Source organism: Christiangramia sp., assembly GCF_029937855.1.
Lineage (GTDB): Bacteria > Bacteroidota > Bacteroidia > Flavobacteriales > Flavobacteriaceae > Christiangramia.
The window spans coordinates 17,470-38,310 of sequence record NZ_JAPYPC010000022.1 but is presented as its reverse complement, the minus strand read 5'-3'; the positions used below and the strand labels follow the sequence as shown (position 1 = coordinate 38,310).

Below are 20,841 nucleotides of genomic sequence, written 5' to 3'. Positions count from 1 at the left end.
TTAGGTCTGGATTATTCAGTTCTTAAACTTTTAACCGGGTTCTGAATGGCTGCCTTGATCGTCCTGAAACTGATGGTGAAAATGGCAATTCCTATAGCGATGATACCCGCGAAAAGGAAGATCCAGATATTCAGATCGATCCGATAGGGATAATTTTGTAGCCATTCCCTACTGAAATACCAGGCAATTGGGGTAGCGATCAAAAATGCAATCCCAACGAGTTTTAGAAAATCTGAGGTTAGCATCAGGGTGATCTTACCCACACTGGCACCGACGACTTTTCTAATTCCAATTTCTTTACGTCTTTGTGATACGACCAGTAATGATATAGCAAAAAGGCCTATACAGCTTAACATAATCGCGAGGATGGAACCACTGCTTATCATAGTGGTCATCGTACGTTCTTTCATGAGGGTACGGTCAATATTTTCATCCAGGAAAGAACCTAAAAATTCCCGTTCAGGTTCAATTTTATTCCATGTCGATTTTATCTCGTCGTAGGCTCCGGAAAGGTTTCCTGGTTTGACTTTTATATAGGCATATCGCAATGCACTGCTTTGATTCATGAAAAGGCTGAGGGGCTCAATTTCTTTATTAAGATCTTGAAAATGGAAATCTTCTATTACGCCTATAACTTTGAATAGCTTGTCATCTATATTAAGATTAATTTCGAGCGGATTTTCTTCAGTAAATTGTTTTGCCATAGACTCATTGATAACAACAGATAAACTATCAGCTGCATAATTCCGGCTGAATGTTCGGCCCTCTAAAACATTTATATTCAATGTCTCTGTATAATCATAATCTACTGCGAGTATATTTGTTTTTACCTCGCGGCCCTGGTATTCGAATCCCATCACACTGGTCATCGAAGTCCTATCTTTACCCATACCCAAAATATTATTCGAGGCCGAAACACTAAGAATATTTGGATTGGTTTGCAGTTCATCGCGAAGGAGTTGTAGAATTTGCTTATCACTTTTCGAACTGCTTATAGGTAAAGAAATAACCTGCTCTTTATTAAACCCAAGCTCCTTAGACCGCATAAATTCCAACTGATTCCAGAGAACAAGCGTTCCACTGATCAACACAATTGCTATACTAAACTGTATAATTATTAATACGTCTCGAACCTTATTTTTGCCGGTCGCCTTCATTTTGCCTTTTAAGGCTTGCAATATTCCCAGTTTGCTCATTAACAAAGCAGGATAACCGCCAGCGATGAATGTAATAAGTAAAAGGCTTAGAGAAAGGACTAAAATGTTACCTGGATGGAGTATGACCTGCAATGAAGCTTCGGTCCTGAATAAATCCTGAAATGGTTTTAACAAGGCCGAAGCAAGTAAAGCACCCAGTACTATTGAAATCATAAATATTATGAGACTTTCTCCCCAAAATTGCAAGAATAATTGACTTTTGCCCGCACCCAGGGTCTTACGCATTCCTATTTCGCGTAAACGGTTGGCACCTTTGGCAATGCTCATATTTATAAAATTCACACTGGCAATAAATAAAATCAGCAAGGCAATTGCCAAAATCAGGTATTGCAAAGTTTTGCTTACGCTCAATACCCCTTTCTCAATGCTCACAAAACTGCGGTCGGGTACAGGAAGTAACTTTATTTGTCGATAATTTCCATCAGGATTGGCCTGCGCACCATCCCTTTTTGCATTGTTTATGTCATTGGCGAAATGTAATTCAGAAAAAGTTTTGGTTGAATTTTCAAACTGTTCAATAGAAATACTATTATCAAGCTGTAGGTACACGTTATGATTGTGCTTGTCCCACCGATCTATATTATCTGCATATACTCTGTTTGGTAGGTTTTTAAAGTTAAAGACTGCTTCGAAACCTATGGAACTGGAAGCAGGATAATTTTCCAGAACGGCTGTAACTGTAACAGGAACCTGTTCCCCATTTTGTTGAAGCTCCAGTGTTTTACCCAGTGGATTCTCATCGCCGAAGAGGCGGGCTGCGGTTTCCTCTGTAAGGGCCATAGAGGTCTTTTCGGAAAGAGGGTTTTCGCTTTTCCCCTGAATAACGGGAAATGTGAACATATCAAAAAAATCTGGATCCACCCAAACAGCACTAATTCTAAAAGTTTTATCATTATATCTTACCGCAGGGCCACCGCTGGTATACCGCGAAATTTTTTTAACCCCTGGAACTTCAGATTGTAAGGCTGCTGCAAAAGGGACCGGATTGGAATCGCTGGATTCGGTCCCTTGTGGTGTTTCCTGGTTGGTATACACCTGATAAATAGAATCCTTGTTTTCGTGGAATTGATCATAGGAAAGTTCAAAAAGTGCATAAGCGCATAACAGGAATGCTACTCCAAAGGCTACTGTAAGACCAATAACATTCAGTCCGGTAAAGGTTTTTTCTTTCCAGAGATTTCGTAAAGCTATTTTTAAATAGTTCCTGATCATGATGAAGGATTTGATTATTCTGTTCTTAAAGATTTTACAGGGTTAGCTAATGCTGCTTTAATGGCTTGAAAGCCAACGGTGGCAGATGTAATAGCAAGTGCGATTATCCCACCGGCCGCGAAAATCCACCAGTGAAGATCAATACGATAGGCAAAATCTTGTAACCAGACAGTCATTAATAACCAGGTAAGTGGTAATGCCAGTAGAGCTGAGATAAGCACCAGTTTGATGAAATCTTTTGAAAGCAGGAATACGATCTTTTTTGCACTAGCTCCTAGAGTTTTTCGTATTCCAATTTCCTTCACACGTTTCTTTGCGATAAGGGAAATAAGTCCGAACATTCCCAGGCAGGAAATGATTATTGCGAGAAAAGCCACATAATTTACAGTTTTCAAAATACCTTCGATCAGGGTGTACTGGGCGCTTAATTTTTCCTTGATATCAAAGCTTTCAATTTCGCTTTCCGGAAATGCGTTTTTGATCTCATTTTTTAGATCATTAAGAATTGCTGTCTTGTGAGCGGGATCTATTCTTATGCTTAGGTAACTATTCCCTTCAAGCCTCGGTTCGTTCGTATTCCAATGGAGCAGCGGTTCGATTTTACGTTGCATGTCTTGATAATGAAAATCCTCCATAACCCCCACAACATTGTAAATTGCATCGCCATTTTTTTCCTTTAAATATTTATTTTTTATAGATTTCCAACCCAAAGCTTCCATAGCTTTCTGATTGATCATAATCGAGGGTGACTCCTTATCATAATTTTCATTTCTGAAATTTTCACCTTCGGCTAATGAAATTTGATAGGTTTCAACGTAACCTACATCTGCACCGGTATGCCGTAGTTTGACCTCCTGCCCCGTTTCAGGCTCGTAATAAGTATTATAGTTATAGTGATAGGCTGAAGGAATCATGGATGTGGTTGAAATACCCTTTACATAAGGATTCATCCTTAACTTATTCAAAATTGAATTAAAATGGGCACCTGCAGTTTTCTGATCATGTATCTCCAAATTGAGAGGAATGAGGCTTACGTTGTTTTCATTGAAGCCCAGGGGTGAATTTTTCATGAAATCAATCTGGCGATTTAGCACCAAAGCCATACAAATAAAAATGATCGCCAGCGCAAACTGTATTGTGATGAAGGTGTTTCTAACGAATAAGTTTTTACCTGAAAAGTTCAGTTTTCCTTTTATGGCAGTTGCCACGGGAATGGAAACAAATTTTAAAGATGGCAGTATTCCAGCTATGAGACTTATTACGATTCCTAAGCCTATAAAAATTAACAGGACATCAAGATCATTTATAAAATCGAAATGGACAGTACCAAATTGGTTTCCTATAATTTCATTAAGGCCGGGAAGCAGTATAATCTTAAAAAGAAGCAGGCCCATTATCATAGAGATAAATACGATAAGGCCATTTTCTATACAAAAGCGTATAAGGAGATCTCTTTTTCGGCCCCCGGTTATTTTTCTAATGGCAATTTCTTTCGTCCTGCTGTATATGATGGAAGTATTCAAGTTTAGGAGATTTACCAATACGATCAATAATACAAAAAAGGCAGTGGCAAAGGCGCCGGTTAGTATGGTTCCCACCATCGGATTATTTGCCTCTCGTAAATTTGAAAAGCTTTGTGCCTGAATCATTTTTAGATCGGAAGGCTCGGCATAATTCAGGAAAACGAGATCTTTGATTCTGTTCTCAAGTTTTGGAATATCGCTATCTTTTTTGAGCTTTATATAGTTTTCCGCAAAAGAATTATACCAGTTTGCATTTTCACTAAACCCCGGTTGATCCATTAAAAGGGAAGTATTTAGAAGAATATCGGCATCAATAGAAGCGTAATTTGATAAAGGCTCCAGAACACCGGTAACCGTGAGGTTGATGCTGTCATCTGCCTGTATAGTCTTTCCCATAGGGTTGGAATCACCAAATAGCTGCTGCGATTTATCTTCGGAAATTACTACCGAAAATTTTTCGTCTAGTGCAGTTTCAGGATCACCATATTTCAAAGGAAGTGTAAAAACCTGAAAAAAACTGGTGTCTACATACCTTGTATTTCCCCATAATTTTTTATCCTGAAAGCTGAATTTGGGTGAATTCCATCCCTGAATGTGAGTAGCTGCCTCAATTTCCGGAGAGTTTTTTACAATTTCCCCAAGAAGTGGATAAGTGGTTTGCATATAAGTTTCCCCATCCGTGGAGACACTCTGCAGATAATAGAGCTGTTCCTTATTTTTCAATACAGCATCTGCATCGTAATAAGCATAGATTACAAAGATGAGCGTCATGACGCTTGCAAGACCAAAACTAAGACCTATGATGTTAAGACTGCTGTAAAGACTGTTTTTCCAGATACTCCGCCACGCTATTTTAAAATAGTTTTTGAACATTTGATCGTTTTTGATTGATGAATGACCTTCGTTAACTTTTAAATTCAGCCAGCAAATTCTCTGTTACTTTTTGCCCATCCAGCATCCTGATGATTCGGTGGCTGAATTTGGCGTCGTGTTCGCTGTGGGTTACCATGATGATGGTAGTTCCCGCTTCGTTGAGTTCTGTAAGTAGGTCCATGACTTCATTCCCGTTGCTGCTGTCCAGGTTACCCGTAGGTTCATCGGCAAGGATGATCTTTGGGTTATTTACCACGGCTCTGGCTACAGCAACTCGCTGTTGCTGTCCTCCCGATAACTGCTGCGGAAAATGTTTTCTGCGATGCATAATCTGCATTTTTTCCAACACCTCATGTACACGCTCTTTTCGTTCAGCGGGTTTTACCCCGGTATAGATAAGCGGAAGCTCTACATTTTCAAAAACACTCAGTTCATCAATAAGGTTGAAACTCTGGAAAACAAAACCAATATTGTGCTTTCTAAGTTTCGCTCTCTGGCGCTCATTAAAGCCAGCGACTTCAGTTCCGTTGAAAAGATAACTTCCGCCATCAGGATCATCCAGCATTCCAAGAATATTTAATAAGGTTGATTTTCCACACCCGGATGGTCCCATAATAGCCGCAAATTCTCCTTCTTTTACTTCAAAAGAAAGCTTATTAAGCGCAATGGTTTGTACTTCTTCGGTTTTATAGTATTTTTCTAAGTTGGTGATCTTTATCATTTTAAAAGTATTTGTCCGTTTTTTGATGAATGAGTGATGATGTTTTATTCGTTGATGACAAGTTCGTCAATATCTCCAAAATTTGAATAACTCGACGTAATTACCCGGTCCCCGGGATTGATTCCTTCTAAAACTTCATAATATTCAGTGTTCTGGCTACCTAAACGAATCGAGGTTTTATATGCAGTTTCCTCGTCCTCATTTATTTTAAAAATCCAGTTTCCACCGGTTTGCTGAAAAAATCCTCCCTTGGAAACCAAAATGGCTTCTTTTTCCTGGCTTAGTGCCAGTTTAATCTGGAGACTCTGCCCACGCCGTATATTTTCCGGCACTTCTTCCACAAAATGCATGTCCACCTGAAACCGCCCATTTGAAACCTGGGTAAAGACTTTTTTGATTTCCAAATCATATTCTTTACCGTTAAAATTAAAAGTTCCACGCTGCCCGTTGAAAATCCTTGAAATATAATGCTCATCGATTTCGGCACGAACTTTATAACCGGATACTACATCTATCTGGCCCAGTCGTTCACCTTTTGATTTTGACTGGCCGATTTCCGCATCCAATGCGGTAAGCTGCCCATCAACCGGTGCTTTTACAACCAGGTCACCCACTTTTCTGCGCATCAACTCCAAGGCTTTTTTGGTTCTATTATAAGATTCCTGAGCCTGTCCGGTTTCCAATTTAGAAGAAATCGAATCCTGTTCCAGGACTTTCTGAGTAAGATCCAGGCGTTCCTGCTGATAATTATAATTATTTTTTGATTCCTCGTAATCCTGTCTCCCAATTGCCCCTTTTTTGTATAATTTAGAATTCAATTCGTATATCCGTTTGGCTTCCTTTAAACTATTTTTTACATCGGTCAACTGGTTCAGCCTATTAATTGTATTTTGTCTTGATGCGTTTTGAGTCCTCTGTATCTGTGTAAGTAAATTATATACTTGCGTTTCCTGGTTTACCAGACTTAGTTCAAGATCTGTGTTGGATAATCTTATAATGGGCTCTCCTTTTTCCATCATCGCACCATCTTCGACAAAACGCTCTTCCACACGACCACCTTCCATTGCATCAAGATAGATTGTTTTAATAGGAAGCACGACACCATTTACTGGGATATTCTCCTGGAAATTGCCTTTTTGAACTTCACTTATAGTGATCCGTTCTTTTTCAACATTGAGTTTGGAGTTGCCAGTAGAGGAGAATAGAACAAAAATTATGAGGCTTGCAATAATGACAATTCCGGCAATAATTGCTATTCTCTTAGGTGTGAATCGTTTCTTTTCTAAAGGTATATCCATGTAAATTTTTATTTCCGGTTAGTTAAAAGGCAATATAGTGCCACAGTTATAAATGAATGGTATTCAATGTTTTACATTGTAATGATGTGCGGTGAGTGTTCGGTTTTGATACACTTGCTGTTCGATTACAATACAATTTTATAAATCGAATTATTTCTGCATTTGAAACTTGACCAGCCTTTAAAGAAAATCGTAATATTGTGTCATGCAGCTCAAAGATGCTAAAATACTTGCAATAGATGACGATGCAGATGTGCTCACTGCTTTACGTTTATTACTGAAACCTTTTGTTGCTGAAATTGCAACGGAAAAGAACCCTGGAAATCTAATTTCCTTAATTTCAACAAAGAAATTTGATGTGGTCATTCTGGATATGAATTTCAATGGCCTGGTGAATACCGGGAATGAAGGTATTTTCTGGCTTAATAAAATAAAAAATATTGTTCCAGATACCGATGTAATCCTCATCACCGCCTATGGTGATATAGATCTTGCTATAAGGTCTTTAAAAGAGGGGGCATCAGATTTTATAGTAAAACCCTGGCAGAACCAAAAAGTGATAGAATCCATCCGCGAGATGGTGCAGGTTAAAAGAAAGAATGGATCAAAATCTGCAAAGCCGCGTTTTGAAGGCACTAAGATTATTGGTGAAAGCGAAGAGATTCAGCAGGTATTTTCAAAAATTGAAAAGGTGGCCCCTACCGATGCAAATATCCTGATCTTAGGAGAAAATGGTACCGGGAAGGATCTTGTGGCGAAAGCAATCCATGAAAATTCCAATCGCAAAAACAAACCGTTCGTTAAAGTTGACGTTGGTGCCCTCACGTCTTCCTTATTTGAAAGTGAGCTTTTTGGATATAAGAAAGGCGCATTTACAGATGCCCGAGAGGATAGGAAAGGTCGTTTTGAAGCCGCAAACGGAGGTACTTTGTTTCTAGATGAAATAGGGAATATTAGTTTAAGGCAACAGGCCAGGTTGCTAACTGTCTTGCAAAACAGACATATTACACCGCTGGGATCTAATGAAAATATCCCTGTTGATATCCGGCTTATCTGCGCGACGAATCTGGATATTTTAGAACTATCCGATGAAAGCAAATTCAGAAAAGATCTTGTTTATCGTATCAATACGGTAGATCTTATCATCCCTCCGCTTCGAGAAAGGGGTACAGATATCACGCTTCTTACCCATCATTTCCTGGAGTTATATTCAGAAAAATACAATAAAGGCCCTTTTAAATTAGATCCAGGCTTTTTAAAGAAGCTGAAGGAACATCAATTTCCAGGGAATGTACGGGAATTACAATTTGTTATTGAACGAGCGGTGATCATGGCAGATACAAATTTGCTTAGAGGTACCGATCTATCTTTTTCTCCTATTGAAAGCCGGTTGCAGTCTGAAGAAATTCATGATATGCGATTGGAAACAGTTGAAAAAAATACTATTCTTACGGTGATCGACAAGAATAAAGGAAATATTTCAAAATCGGCCAAAGAACTTGGAATTACCCGGGCCGCATTATACCGGAGATTGGATAAATATGACCTTTAAGACCTATCATACCGGTATCCTCCTTCGGATTTTGATCTTGGTTTTTTTCCTTGGTGTTGGCATATGGTGCGTTTTTGAGAATTGGTATCTAGTCACAAGCATCATTCTGTTAGTGCTCATTACTATAGTTTATGAATTTTTCAGGTTCCTGAGCAAAAGGTTTGAAGTAATTGATGATTTTTTCGAATCTGTAAAATACAGGGATTTTTCCAGGAGATATTTAACAGCAAACAAAACCAAAGATATTCAACGATTTTATGAAGGCTTCAATACCGTAAACCAGGTAGTTCGAGAGATAAATTCTGAGAAAGAGACCCAGTATCTCTATCTTCAAAAAATACTCGAACTGGTAGATATAGGAATTCTTGCCTATGAAACGGAGAGTGGAAAGGTACTATGGTCTAATGAATCCTTTCAGGATACACTTGATTTTCCTTCTTTTAAGAACATTCAATTTGTTTCAAGCAGAAATTCGCAGGTATATGAAATTTTGTTTAATAAGTTTTATTCCAAGCCTACCACAGTAGATCTTAATGTAAAAAGGGAAACGATTAAGGTGTTGCTTTCAAATAGTATTTTCAGTATAGAAGAGAAAAGTTTTAAGCTTGTGGTAGTGCATAATATTGAAGAAACCCTGAATAAAACAGAATCTGAAGCCTGGAAAAAATTACTTAGTGTCATGACGCATGAGATCATGAATTCAATAGCGCCAATTTCTTCGCTTGCCAATACACTTAAGTTACAGGTACAAATGCATCGTGAAAAACCTTCTATAAATAAGCTGGATGTAGATGATCTTAATGCCGGACTCTCCAGTATTGAAAAACGAAGTGAAGGTTTATTGAAATTTGCCAAAACCTATCGGAGTCTTAATAAAGTAACAAGTCTTAATTTAGAGACGGTTAAGCTTAAGGAATTATTTAATGATCTGAAGCATTTAATGCAAAGTCAGCTTAAGAATACGAATGCCAAATTATCCTTCCATCTTTTAGATGAAGGACTGGAAATTGAGATGGATTCTTATCTTATGGAGCAGGTGCTTATTAATCTAATATTAAATGGCATAGAAGCGAGTATCGAACAAAAGCATCCTGAAGTGCAGGTTTCTGCCGGAAAGAAAATGGATGGTCGTTTATTTATTAGAGTTAAAGATAATGGCATCGGTATTTCTGAAGAAATAAAAGAGGCAGCTTTTGTGCCGTTTTTTACTACAAAAAAGGAGGGAAGTGGAATAGGCTTGAGCTTATCCAAACAAATTATGACATTACATGGAGGAAAGATTCAAGCCAACAATAATTTGGATGGGGGAGCAACAATTAGCTTAAACTTTTAAATAGTTTTAACGCTATGGTTAAACTATTTATAAAGCTCAATTCAAACCCCTTTTTTATCTAAATCTTATTTATATTTATAACATCATATACGGGGTGCTTCATTTAGTTGAGCTGAGAATATACCCGTTGACTGAGTAGGTAATGCTAGTCAGAAATTATGATAATCAAAGGGAACTTCAATGCGATCATTGTTGTTCCCTTTGTCCATTTATAGACTTTCTGTTACTACATTTCCCACTGAATACCTGAAACAAATCCAAATAAATCCAATTGCTATGAATTGGTGATTTTTGATTTTTCAATTCGCAAATTATTTAAAGTTTTAATGTAGACTCCATAAAAGTAAAGCTTGCCTCCTGTTAATAGTAATATGTTTTAAGTGTTTGTTGGTTAGTCGGTTATAGATTAGAAAAACTTTTTAATCAAAAACCGTCAGCCATGAAAAACAAACACTACCTGAGTCTTTTTTTGTCCCTTACGTTCTTCCCGCTCTTCGCACAGATAGGCGGGATAGAACAATCAGTAGCAGATATTTCTGATACCATAAGGTCGGTTTTTCCGATCATTCTGGGGGTTATCTTTTTAATCGGTTTCCTATTTAATGCCGGTCATTTTTTTGGAGAGAATGCTGATCTGAAAAAAGGGATCACCCGGGTGCTGGTCTTTGTACTTATCGCCGGTGCAGTGGTTGGGATATTCACTTATTTAATGGGGATTGTTGTCTAATGAAGCGCTTTACTATATATCGCGATATTCGAAAAAAGGCATTGATCTTTGGATTAGCCGTAGGGAGTTTTGCAGTCCAGATGACCTCTGTGATCGCCTCTCTACTGCTGATCATCTTTTCATTTAACCTGGTCATGATCATTCTGCTTATCGGTTGGAACATGGGGCTTTATATTTTCCTGCTCCGAGCAAAGACCAGGGTTTTATTCTCCACGGTAAGTTCAAGAATTGAATTACTCTCCAATAAACAATTAGGTATCGATGGCTACAAAGATTAATCTACGCACAAAATATCCAATAATTCACCAGGAAGGAAACCTGGTCTTTTTGGCTAATGGAAATATTTGCATGGCTTATCGGCTGGAGCTTCCTGAGATTTATTCCTTATCTGAAAAGGATTTTGAAAAGCTCCATGCTACCTGGTTTCAGGCATTGAAGACATTACCTGCGGGTACTGTAGTGCATAAGCAGGATATTTATCGAAAGGGAGGTTACAATGCCAAGGACTTGCCTAGCGAAACCTTCCTGGCTAGATCTACCAAAACCTATTTTGAAGGGAGGGAAATGCTTTCTCATGAATCCTACCTGTTTTTCAGCTGGCCAAAAAATAAAAATTTTAATAAGGCTTCTGCTGGAAATCCATTCACCGGTGTTCCTAAAAATATACCCAGGCAGCTGAATCATGCCGCCGGTGTTTTTGAGCAGGGGGTAAAGGATGCGGTAAATTTTTTGGGAAACTCTGGAAATTTCCGGTTGCAGCCATTAAATAATTCTGAGGTAACATGTCTTACCAATGCTTATTTCAATGGGTTTAACGAGGGATCGGATACCGACGTGATTATGAATGGAAAGGATCTTTCCATTGGCGATAAATTATATGGGATCCTATCCATTAACAATGAATTGTGCTTTGGTGATAGCGTATATACCAGTAAAATTAACCCAAGGTTCACTTCCGATGATATCAGTTTCCATCAGGGTTTTATCGATGGAGTAGGGCTGGATCTACAAACCGATCATGTGGTGAATCAACTGATCTATCTTGATGATCGAAACCGATGGCTGGGAACCCTTAATAAAAAGCGGGAAGAACTGCTAAAGAGTATCAACTTCGGGACCCAGAATAAGATCATCCTGGAGAAGATCGAAGCTATCCTGGACACGGTGAGTCGTGATGACCAGGCCCGGATCATCAGAGGACAGACCAGTGTGTTGTGTTGGGGGCAGGATCAGTACAAATTATCCAATACACTGAGCAGTATAAAGGGCGCATTAAAAGAACTGGATATCATCCCTTACCAACCAGCAGGATCTTCCCTGCACAGGTATTTCCTATCGGGCTTTTTCGGTTTTTCCACAGAATTCCCTGAGGACGATCTGTATGTCACCGATCTTAAACACGCCCTTTGCCTGTGGATCAACAATACGAGTTATCGCTCCGATAGCGAGGGCATCCTTTTTAATGACCGGCTTTTCAATATTCCGGTGAAGAAGGATGTATGGGATGAGGGGAAGAAAAGGATAAAGGCACGTAATTTTGCAATTTTTGCACCCACCGGGGAAGGAAAATCTTTTTTGGCCAATAATATCCTTCGCCAGTTTTTTGAAGAAGGAACCAGACTGGTCATCATTGACCTTGGAGGTTCCTATTCCAAATTTGCTAAACTTTACCCGGATAAGCATGTCATCTTACGCTATGAGCCGGGCAAAAGTTTAGGTATTAATCCATTTTATATTCAACATCCAGATGACCTGGGCCCGCAGCAGGTGGAGGACCTAACCGGGTTTCTACTGGAGCTCTCTTCTTCGGGCCTCCAGGTCGCCAGGGAGCGGCAGGTTGCCCTGAAAAAAATAATTTTCAGTTACTACCAGGATGAAAAACGGCCCCATTGCCTGGAAAGCTTTTGCCAATATGTAGAAGGATTACAGGAGTACCTTACCGACGCTCTGGCAATTGCAAAAGAATATTTCGATCCGGGTCATTTCCTGCATATCATGTCCGAGTATCGGGCTGGTGGAATTTACAGTTTCCTTTTTGAAAACAAGGAAGACCAGACCTATAGACTGGAGGACAAACGAATGATCATCTTCGAGTTGGACGAGGTAAAGGATAATAAGGAAATCCTTTCGGTTATGCTTAAGCTTATTAAATCTGCCATTCAACGTACGATCTGGAAGAACAGATCGGAGCGGGGCATTATACTGTTCGATGAATTCGCCAAACAACTGAAGTTTGAGAATGTATTGGAGAGTGTAGAGTTTTATTACCAGGCCATCCGAAAACAAAATGGTGCTATCGGCATCATATTACAATCCATCAACCAGCTCCCCGATAATTCTACGGCTGCCAGTATTCTGGAAAACACTCAGGTGATCTATAGCCTGCATAATGAAAAAGGTTATGGCGCATTACACCGCCGGTTAAACCTGTCAGCCCATGATCTTAACCAATTGAATTCTATTCGTAATAATCTAAAAGGAGAGCGGAAATATACAGAGATGTTTATCAAGATCGGCAGAGAAAGCAACATTTTTAGGTTAGAGGTATCCCCGGAAGTTTACGCCGCTTATCTCACCGACGGAAAAGAAAGTGACACTCTCATGGCGCTCTATGAACAGCATAAGTCCATGGAAAAAGCAATTACTCATTTTATAAACAATAAATCATGAAAAAACTAATACTCGTGGTGGCACTTGCAATGGCAGGTACTACCAATTTGAAAGCACAGGGAATGCCGGTATACGACAATACCAATTTCCTGGCTCTTGGTCAGCAATTGATCGAATCGGCCAAACAGACCTCTCAACTTTTAAAAGCGGCAAATTTTTTAAAAGAACAAAAAGAACGGATCGAAAAGGTTAGTTCTATCATCAAGCAGTTAAAAGCCGTACGGGAAATCATTGAAAATAATCAACGACTCTATGAAACAGTGGAGAATGATCTGCGAGATATTCTTAATTCTCCCTATATCCGTCCAGATGAAGTGGATCGGATAAGTGACTCTTTCAACAGTCTTGTAGCTCGTGCCCTGGAAGATCTAGGCTTTATGCAAGAGCTACTCACCAATAATTACCTGAATATGACCGATGCTGAACGCCTGGAAATTCTAGAGGCGCAGCGTATGCGCTCTCGGGAGATGGCCAGTGAGATCGAGCTCAAAAAAAGACGCTATCAGCTCATTATTGATTTTCGCAAAGCCACCGAGGCCATTAACAGTCGTGAGACCCAATATTAAGAGCAATGGATCTGGGACTGGAATATATTGATGCCGTATTCAATACGATCAAGGAAACCGATTTCTCGCAGTACACAATCGCGGGTATGAAAGGCCTGGCAGTTTTATTGTTCCTGGTAAACATTATTAAAAAATACCACGAGGGGGCGGTAAGTAGTGAGGGATATACCTGGGGCTTAAGCCCGGGAGGGCTAATAAAGAATTTTATGGTGGTATTGCTGGTTGTGTTTTCTACGGAAATACTGGCAGTTTTTGATGGTATCCTGGTGGGCATCGAAAACCAGTTCCGTAATACTGCACCAGCCCTGGTTCCTTTACAGCTACAAGATATGGAAGTCGAAAAGGATATCAGCCTGATTGAAGCCGGGAGCAAAGCTCTGGCTATGTTGTATGAGTATCTGGTCACCCCATTTTACCCGATGAAGATGATTGCCTTTATCCTCAGCTTGTTCTTATGGATCATGGATCTTTTTATTTATCCCTTGTTCCTTGCGGAACGGTTTTTCATCCTGGGTCTGATGCAGGTGTTGTTTCCCCTGGTGATTAGTTTAGCCGTATTTGAGAAATTCAGGGAGATGGGTTACCGGTTTTTTAAGCTATACGCTGCCGTTTATATGATCGTTCCGGCATTTTTCCTAGTCAATATTTTTATAAACCAGTTATATGAAGCCATAAATGTTAATTTCTGGCCTAACCTGGTAGGTGAGGATGTGGACGGCAGTATTCTGGCCCCGGTGATTCAGTTGGGATCCGTAGCCTTTATTTTGCTACTCAAGTTCAAATTATACCATAGAGCGATCAATTTTACATTTCGATTATTCACAGCTTAACCCGAGAGAGGATATTTAAAATTTAATAAACCTAACGATTAGAACATATGAAAACACCTTATACACATATTTACAACGTACTCCGGTTAAACCGCTTTATTGTATTATCAGTCATCATTATTGCTTTTTCCAGCAGTATGATCTCCATATACCAGGTACGAAAGGTATACCAGGAGATGCTAGATAAAGCTTTTGCGATAGATAGCAATGGAATGGTTATACCATTGAAATTAACTGATAAAAAGGAACACCTGGTAGTGGAAAGCCTTTCTCACCTGGATTTGTTCCACCGATATTTTTATGATCTCAACACCAGCAATTATGAGTCCAACCTGGAGAAAGCCTTATGGCTGGGCAACCAGTCGGTAGATGAAGTATATCGGCAGAAAAGGGAGGATGGCGTTTACAACCGGCTATTGCAATATGCCCTGGTGCAAAAAGTTACCAGGCTGGATTCAAAAATTGATATGACCAAAGCTCCGTATGCCTTTAAAACAAAAGTTCATTTTGAGATCAACCGGGGCAGTATTATCGACCGGTATGAATTAGTTACCAGCGGCGAACTAATCCGGGTAGATCGTCATTTCCCCAGGAATCCCCATGGATTATTAATTACTAATTATTTCGAAAACAGTTTAAAAAAATTAAATGATGAACCTAGATAAGAAAAAATTTGTATTCGGTATCGTGGTGCTATTAATAATCACGTTTATCGGGATCTACGGATTTATGTTATTCAGTGAGGATTCCGAAGAAACCGAAACCCTGGAGCAGCCTAAAGTACCGCTATTGGAGGAGAGTCAAAAAGATTATGAGAGCCGGAAGGAGGCGGTGGATAATTTAAAAGAAACAAGATCCGGCATCGCTCCGAGTATATATGATGAAAAGTTGATCGATAAGGATGGCCTTTATGATCCTTACCTGGAAGAGAAAGAGAAAATAAAATTAATGGATAGTATTTTGGCCAGTGGTCCGGAGCCAGAAGATTATCACCTGGAATCGTTTAAGAGTATCCTGGAGAAGGATACGGTGAAAACACCCTTGGTTGTGATATCGCCAAAAGATCCAGTATTTAGTATAGGTCATGGCCACCGCTCATTTTTCTTGGCTTCTCAGCAAAAAAATGTTCAACAATCACCAACGGGAAAGTTATTAATACGGGCCGAAGTAAATGGGAACCAGGTAGTGCGAAAAGATCAACGTCTTGAGCTACGATTTACCGAGGATTTTATCCATGAATCAGATACCCTAACCAAAAACAGCATTATATATGCGAACTGCAGTTTTAAGGCGAACCGGCTCTTACTAAACATACATCCCACTGAAGATTTAAAAACCGCATTAAAAGCGTATGATATTTCAGATGGTCAGGAAGGTATCTATATCGAAAACAGTTTTCGTAGTCAGGCGACCACGGAAGTGATCGATGATCTGATCCAGGATATTAATATTTCAGGTGTTCCACAGGTTAGCGGTCTTAAGAGTATTTTCCAGCGTAGCAACCGCAATGTAAAGGTGAAGGTGCTTCACCAGTATCAACTTTATTTAAAACCAGTATTATGAAAAGAATTATTTTAGGATATGTATTATGCTTCACGGCGATAAGTTTTGCGCAGGAGCAAATAGCAACTATCTATTGTAATCAAAATCAGAACGTAGCCTTTATTATGCCCGCACCAATTGAGCAGGCGGTAACAGGTTCGGAGGATTTTGTGTTTAGCTATAACGTGGCGGCACCAGACAGCCTTGGCCTACTCCAGGGCAAACCGGGGCTGGATAGTAATTTGTTAATCCGCACAGAGGATGGCGGTGTCTATTCCTATATCCTGAAGTATCAGGATACACTTTCCAGGTTTAATTATTTTATTTCAGCAAAAGAGCAGATAAATCCTCCGAAATCTTTAAAGGGGAAAACGGTCATTGAAAAAGAATTTGGTAAGTCTACCTACGCTTTAAAGAATGAAAGTTATTTTAAAAACCTCTCAAAATATTACCTTAAGGCTTCCATAGGAAGAATAAAGGTGAAACGAAAATATGGGTTAAGACTGGAAGTGAAATCCATCAATCATTACGGAGATCATGTTTTTGTAAAATATGCTATTGAAAATAACTCTAATATTGATTATGAAATTAATACCGTGGAGCTTTATAAAGTACAGGGAAGGAAAAACAGGAAAAGTTCATTTCAAAAATTAATAATTCAACCAATATATAGCTACAGGCTTCCGGAAAAAATACATAAAGCAGAAAAGCTTCATTTTGTAATAACCTACCCTAAATTTACCATTGGCTCTAATGAAAAGCTAAAAATAGGGCTGACTGAGACAAAAGGCAATAGATATTTAAAATTAATGCTGTAGTATTAGTTCCCAGTACCATAGACTTGCCAGGCGTTTAAGGTAATATTGGTTTTGAATGTAGGGAAATGAAGTAAAGAGAAGTGTAACCCCAGGAGGATACACTTCTTCATTTTGATTTAAAATTATTTGGTAGACCAAATCGAATAGCTTTTAGCCGGCACTTCTATTTTAACCCAACCATCAGCTTGAGTTATCGGTTCCCAACCGGAATTTCCGGTAAAATCTTTTATTCTACTAGAATTCCAATTAGTAGATACCCATCTTTCCTTCCTGGAACTACTATTATTTATATAAACTATCAGACCCGGATTACCATTTCGTCTAGCCACATATTCATCCTGATCTGCATGCAATATTGAGGTTGAGCCTCCCGCTTTATTGTTATGAATCCATATTAAGTTGTTAAGTTTATTCTTATCAAGCCATTCTTCGTAATCGCTGTAAAAGACAGTGGGATAACCCTCATGAGTGAGTATGTAGGCGTAGGCGAGTAATTTACCGTTGTAAATTTCATCAGTATCATGATTGGCTACAAAAGTTACTGCCTTTGTAGGCCTTCTTTTCCATAACATATCCCCCTGAAGCTTTGTCAGATCATTTCCTTCGAATGCATCTTTCATACGGTAATAGCAGGCAAAGTCAAATGCAGATGCACCTGATTGATCTACCCATGCTTCTAAAACTGAAGCATTTCCATCCCATAATTCTCCTATGGCAAAACCACCAACTTCATTAGTCCAGACATTCACCACCCAGGGGGCAAAGCCTTTTACATAGTCAAATCGCCACCCGTCAAATCCCATAGTATTTTTATAGTACTTAGCTACTGAATTGGTTTTATTCCATAGCCAGTCCTGCACGTATGCTTTGTCATGACATAAATCCGCAAAACCACCAAAAGCTCCTGAATCATTGTTATGATAATCGTTTGGATGAAAATCTGTTGCGGATCTGTAAAATAGGCCGGAGGCCGGATCGTAATCTGTATATGTCGAGGTTCCGGTAAATGGATTGTCTTCGAGTGCACCTCCACTATTATGATTCAATACAATATCCGCTATGACGCTAATATTATTATTATGCGCGGTACTAATCAGGGATTCCAATTCATTTCTGGATCCGAACCTGGTTTCAACAGATCCCATCTGGTCATAATCTCCAAAATCATAATAATCAAAAGGATCATATCCCATAGAAAAAGGGCCGTTTTGTGCTTTTGATGCCGGAGGGAGCCAGATTGCATCGATTCCAGCGTTCTTCCAGGAAGGAATTTTTGAGGAAATCGTTTCCCACCAGGTGCCCCCGGCCGGAACATCCCAATAAAAAGCCTGCATCATAACTTTACTTCCTATTGGAGCCTTTGAAAAGTTTCCGTGCTTTTCTTTAGGCATAGCGGAATGTATTTCATCTGCCGGAATTTCGCCAGGAACTTCTGCTTTTTCACAGGAACTGAACAGTCCCAATAGTAGTCCCAGTGCCAATAAGTAATTTGTAAATTTCATAATATATAGATTTAGGTTTTTTATAAATTATGAAAACTTCACATATTTAAACCGAATAAAGTAAGAATACCATATACGAAAACGTTTTAGTGTTGATAAGTTCTTGGTTTGAGTGTGTAATTTTAATTTGATATTCTTGTATAATATTTTTTTTAGGACAGGTTATAGCTCTTTACTTTAGACCAATCACTGCGCTCCTACCTTTTTTCTATTAATATATCATACATAAATTTTAGTCATAAATTATCTTATATCCATAACTGCGAACATTTACTATTTGAATGGTTTTATCCCTTGCCAGCTTTTTTCGAAGTTTTGATATAAAAACATCCATACTTCTAGCACTAAAGAAATCATCATTACCCCATAGTTTATTTAATATTAGAGATCTATCCAGTAATTTATTTTTATTCTTACTGAGGTGGAAAAGGAGATGAGCTTCACGATGGGTCAATAATTTTTTCTCCTCTTCTTTATATTGCAGCGTTTGTTTAGGAAAATCGAATTTATAATCTCCAATTTCAATAATTGCATGTTCGAGTTGTTGTTTTTTCCGATTTAGAAGATTATTCATTCTAACTATCAATTCCTCCATACTAAAAGGCTTCTTCAGGTAGTCATTGCCTCCGATACTAAAGCCTTCTACCACGTCTTCGGTTTGAGATTTAGCAGTGAGAAATATAATTGGAATGGTGTCATTAATTTTTCTGATTTCTTTGGCCAGAGTAAATCCGTCTTTTTTCGGCATCATCACATCTAGAACCAATATTTCCGGTTGTTGCTGATGAAATTTTTCAAGGGCAAGTAGACCGTTGTCTGCCCAGATCACCTGAAAGTCCCGGGTCTCTAAACTTTCTTTGACAATTTGAGCCAAGGAAGGTTCATCTTCTGCTAGCAGAACCTGAATTTTTTTATTCATGAGGCAGGAAAATTGTGAATTTAGTATTCGGTTTAATCTCAAGATGGATTTGTCCGTGATGTTTTTCTATAACTTTTAAGGTATAATAAAGACCAATTCCAAAGCCTTTTATATCGTGCATATTTCCATGCGGAACCCTGTAAAATTTTTCAAAAACCTTATCAGCCTGTTCTTTAGTTAGCATTTTTCCAGAATCTTCAATGGTAATTTTAATATTTCCAGAAAAATCCTGTAGTTGAATATTGATCTCATCTCCTCCATATTTTACAGCATTGTCCAGAATATTGTTCAAAGCATTTTCCAGATGAAACGGGTCTGCCAGTATCCAGGTTTTCTTTAGGTTCTGCTTCAAATAAAAATTCTTGTTTGATGCTAACCTTTGATGTTTCATTACTAATTCTTTTACTAATACATCGACAGAAACTTCTTCTTTTTTCAGTTTTAGTTGATCCCCGTCTAACGTGGCGGTTTCCAATAATTTTTCTACCATCATCTGTAGTTTCCCCAGTTGGGCATTGGAAATTTCGAGGTAATTCCTGGTTTTTACCGGATCGTTATTTTTATTAAAATTGGTTATACCTTCCAAAGCAGCTTTTATGGTAGCAATAGGGGTTTTAAACTCATGGGTGATATTGCCGATTAAATCATTTTTTATCTCTGCCAATTGCTTTTGTCGATTTATAACTTTGAGCATAAATAATAAACAACCTACTACGCAACACATTAAGATTGCCGAGAGCAGTAAACCCATCATATTACGTTTTAATATAAGTCCTGTATTGGGGTTAAAATAAAATTTAAATGAACTTTTTTTCGGTAAATAAGCTGATTTAGAAGTGGTGCTAAGACTTGCATTATCCCTAATTTGGAGATTATGTTCCTGGACGTCACCGCTGTTATTTTCGAAAACATAGCCATAGCCGGTTTCTATATTTTTTTGTTGTAACTGTTCATCTATAAAATTATTTAGATCGGAGATTTGTAAGGTATCGGTGGTGATAGATATAATTACTTTAGACGCTAATTTAAAAATACTGTCTTTAGGAAATCTTAATTTTTTCACGGATCCGAAAAGACTATCCTGAGCAGCTTTATTCTTGCTAGAAAAGGTGAACTTTTTTAAATCTGGATAGGAAGTATCGTTAAATGTGGAGCTTTTGAATATTTTAAGCCCCTCCAATTTTTTAGGATCTAAGCTATCCAGGCTGCTTATTAAATCTGTTTTTGATTTGTCCAAAAATTTATATAAGCTATCCAACCGGCTACTTTTTGTAATATCCCCACCATCATTTAAAGTTAATCCTACCGTATTTCTATCGGCAAGATCAACATAATAAGCATCAATGGCATTGTCCAGGCTTGTTTGTACTTCATTGATCAACTGTTGTTTTCCAGATTGGAAATTTTTGTAGTTCCAATAAAGTTGTATGGAAAGTGTGACTAAGATCACCAACCCTATAAAATAGAGTATTGCTTTATAATTGCGGTTATGCATACTCAAAAGTAGGATATTTTAAAGCTTTTTTCCAAAACGCTTA

Annotated in this window: 17 protein-coding genes; 10 read left to right on the top strand and 7 right to left on the bottom strand. The window is 38.5% G+C overall.

Annotated features, from left to right (window positions below; all coding sequences use genetic code 11):
* Window positions 1-11: 11 nt before the first annotated feature.
* Genes Q1K34_RS12110 through Q1K34_RS12095 form a run of 4 tightly spaced genes read right to left on the bottom strand, consistent with a single transcriptional unit; the run spans window position 12 to window position 6,844 of the window.
* Window positions 12-2,429 (bottom strand): ABC transporter permease, encoded by a 2,418-nt coding sequence (locus tag Q1K34_RS12110; RefSeq protein ID WP_300439100.1) that lies wholly within the window; start codon window positions 2,427-2,429, stop codon window positions 12-14.
* Window positions 2,430-2,443: 14 nt separating this feature from the next.
* The gene (locus Q1K34_RS12105; RefSeq protein WP_300439097.1) at window positions 2,444-4,825 is read right to left on the bottom strand and encodes an ABC transporter permease; all 2,382 of its coding nucleotides are present in this window, start codon (window positions 4,823-4,825) and stop codon (window positions 2,444-2,446) included.
* 31 nt (window positions 4,826-4,856) lie between these two features.
* A complete protein-coding gene (locus Q1K34_RS12100) occupies window positions 4,857-5,546 on the bottom strand; it encodes an ABC transporter ATP-binding protein (protein WP_300439094.1) in 690 nt (229 codons plus the stop codon).
* 44 nt (window positions 5,547-5,590) lie between these two features.
* Window positions 5,591-6,844 (bottom strand): HlyD family efflux transporter periplasmic adaptor subunit, encoded by a 1,254-nt coding sequence (locus Q1K34_RS12095; RefSeq protein ID WP_300439092.1) that lies wholly within the window; start codon window positions 6,842-6,844, stop codon window positions 5,591-5,593.
* A gap of 205 nt (window positions 6,845-7,049) precedes the next feature.
* On the opposite strand from Q1K34_RS12095, the gene Q1K34_RS12090 reads away from it, so the two are divergent.
* The 10 genes from Q1K34_RS12090 to Q1K34_RS12045 all read left to right on the top strand — a co-directional run bounded on the left by Q1K34_RS12090 (window position 7,050) and on the right by Q1K34_RS12045 (window position 16,882).
* Entirely contained in the window at window positions 7,050-8,396 is a 1,347-nt protein-coding gene (locus Q1K34_RS12090) for a sigma-54 dependent transcriptional regulator (RefSeq protein ID WP_300439089.1), read from the top strand.
* Window positions 8,344-9,729, top strand: a complete 1,386-nt coding sequence (locus Q1K34_RS12085) for a PAS domain-containing sensor histidine kinase (RefSeq protein WP_367183328.1) — start codon at window positions 8,344-8,346, stop codon at window positions 9,727-9,729. Before Q1K34_RS12090 ends, Q1K34_RS12085 begins: the two co-directional genes overlap by 53 nt.
* Before the next feature lie 439 nt (window positions 9,730-10,168).
* Window positions 10,169-10,456: a hypothetical protein gene (locus Q1K34_RS12080; protein WP_300439086.1), complete on the top strand. Its 288-nt coding sequence runs from the start codon at window positions 10,169-10,171 to the stop codon at window positions 10,454-10,456.
* On the top strand, window positions 10,456-10,734 hold the full coding sequence (locus tag Q1K34_RS12075; protein ID WP_300439084.1) for a hypothetical protein: 279 nt from the start codon (window positions 10,456-10,458) through the stop codon (window positions 10,732-10,734). Before Q1K34_RS12080 ends, Q1K34_RS12075 begins: the two co-directional genes overlap by 1 nt.
* On the top strand, window positions 10,718-13,126 hold the full coding sequence (locus tag Q1K34_RS12070; protein WP_300439083.1) for a TraG family conjugative transposon ATPase: 2,409 nt from the start codon (window positions 10,718-10,720) through the stop codon (window positions 13,124-13,126). Before Q1K34_RS12075 ends, Q1K34_RS12070 begins: the two co-directional genes overlap by 17 nt.
* The gene (locus tag Q1K34_RS12065) at window positions 13,123-13,692 is read left to right on the top strand and encodes a conjugal transfer protein (RefSeq protein ID WP_300439080.1); all 570 of its coding nucleotides are present in this window, start codon (window positions 13,123-13,125) and stop codon (window positions 13,690-13,692) included. Before Q1K34_RS12070 ends, Q1K34_RS12065 begins: the two co-directional genes overlap by 4 nt.
* 5 nt (window positions 13,693-13,697) lie before the next feature.
* Window positions 13,698-14,522, top strand: a complete 825-nt coding sequence (locus tag Q1K34_RS12060) for a hypothetical protein (protein ID WP_300439077.1) — start codon at window positions 13,698-13,700, stop codon at window positions 14,520-14,522.
* Between the two features lie 47 nt (window positions 14,523-14,569).
* Window positions 14,570-15,187, top strand: coding sequence for a conjugal transfer protein TraK (locus tag Q1K34_RS12055; RefSeq protein ID WP_300439074.1), 618 nt, complete (start codon window positions 14,570-14,572; stop codon window positions 15,185-15,187).
* Entirely contained in the window at window positions 15,171-16,085 is a 915-nt protein-coding gene (traM, locus tag Q1K34_RS12050) for a conjugative transposon protein TraM (protein ID WP_300439071.1), read from the top strand. Before Q1K34_RS12055 ends, traM begins: the two co-directional genes overlap by 17 nt.
* Window positions 16,082-16,882 (top strand): DUF4138 domain-containing protein, encoded by an 801-nt coding sequence (locus Q1K34_RS12045; RefSeq protein WP_300439068.1) that lies wholly within the window; start codon window positions 16,082-16,084, stop codon window positions 16,880-16,882. Before traM ends, Q1K34_RS12045 begins: the two co-directional genes overlap by 4 nt.
* Window positions 16,883-17,004: 122 nt before the next feature.
* Here Q1K34_RS12045 and Q1K34_RS12040 read toward each other — a convergent pair whose 3' ends face one another.
* The 3 genes from Q1K34_RS12040 to Q1K34_RS12030 all read right to left on the bottom strand — a co-directional run bounded on the left by Q1K34_RS12040 (window position 17,005) and on the right by Q1K34_RS12030 (window position 20,798).
* Window positions 17,005-18,384, bottom strand: coding sequence for an alpha-amylase (locus Q1K34_RS12040; protein WP_300439065.1), 1,380 nt, complete (start codon window positions 18,382-18,384; stop codon window positions 17,005-17,007).
* A 232-nt stretch (window positions 18,385-18,616) separates the two neighbouring features.
* On the bottom strand, window positions 18,617-19,303 hold the full coding sequence (locus Q1K34_RS12035) for a response regulator transcription factor (RefSeq protein ID WP_300439062.1): 687 nt from the start codon (window positions 19,301-19,303) through the stop codon (window positions 18,617-18,619).
* A complete protein-coding gene (locus Q1K34_RS12030; RefSeq protein ID WP_300439171.1) occupies window positions 19,296-20,798 on the bottom strand; it encodes a HAMP domain-containing sensor histidine kinase in 1,503 nt (500 codons plus the stop codon). Before Q1K34_RS12030 ends, Q1K34_RS12035 begins: the two co-directional genes overlap by 8 nt.
* Window positions 20,799-20,841: the final 43 nt, after the last annotated feature.